The 922-nt window shown below is 46.1% G+C and carries 2 protein-coding genes; both read right to left on the bottom strand.

Annotated features, from left to right (window positions below; translation table 11 throughout):
- On the bottom strand, positions 1 to 617 hold a 617-nt coding region (locus tag WMO44_RS14940; RefSeq protein ID WP_349153050.1), incomplete at its 3' end, for a recombinase family protein.
- Positions 614 to 922, bottom strand: a 309-nt coding sequence (locus WMO44_RS14935; protein ID WP_435387743.1) for a hypothetical protein, incomplete at its 5' end; no start/stop codon positions are given. The genes WMO44_RS14935 and WMO44_RS14940, both read right to left, overlap by 4 nt.

Below are 922 nucleotides of genomic sequence, written 5' to 3'. Positions count from 1 at the left end.
CGCGTTCCCAATCCTAAAATCGCAAGATCAAAAATGCGCCGCACGATTTTTGCTGCTGGCGGGTCAACGATAAATGCGCCCTTTTTGTCCGGGTCAAACTGATAGCCGAACGGTGCAGCAGATGCCGTTGTGATGCCTTTACGCCACTTGACCTGATTGGCAGTCCGCAGTTTCTTTCCTGCATCCCGGCAGTACATGGTATTTACCAGATTACTGACAATCACATCCATGCCCAGCGTTGTACCTTTATAATTATTGCTGTCATAGTTATCATTGATGGCAATGAGCCGGACACCCAGCAGGGGAAAAATCTGCTCCATGTACTCACCCACACCGATATAGTCTCGGCCAAAGCGAGAGAGGTCTTTTACTATGATGGTATCAATCTTGCCATTGCGTACACCATCCATCATCTGCTGGAATCCAGGTCTGTCAAAATTGCTGCCTGTGTAGCCATCATCTACAAAATCCATCACAGGCACATTTTGCAGACTTTCTTTGCAGGAGATATACCGTTGGATTAGTTCTTTCTGGTTCTCAATGCTGTTGCTCTTATCCTTGCCATCTTTGCCCAAATCGCCATCAGCCCTTGAAATGCGCTGATACGCTGCAATCATGTTTCTGCACTCTCCTTTCCAAGTTCTGTAAACACATCCCGAAATCCGAAAACAATCCGAATCCGCTTGTCCGCACTCACTTCGATTTTCTGCACAAGGGATTTTACCAACTGAATGTCAAATTCAAAGTTGTCCAGATGTTCTTCCAAATGAGAAGTCATATTCAGGTATTCTTCGATTTGCTGTTCTACCTGAACTTTTTTGTTCTCCGCTTCCTGCAGCGCGGCTCGCAGGCCATCATATTGTCTGGAATAATCTTCCCGAATCAGTTGGTAATCTTCGGAATCCACCACACCAGCCACATA

Source organism: Faecalibacterium tardum, from assembly GCF_040096515.1.
In the GTDB taxonomy this organism is placed as follows: Bacteria; Bacillota; Clostridia; order Oscillospirales; family Ruminococcaceae; genus Faecalibacterium; species Faecalibacterium tardum.
The sequence above is the reverse complement of the archived record's forward strand: the minus strand, read 5'-3'. Positions and strand labels throughout refer to the sequence as shown.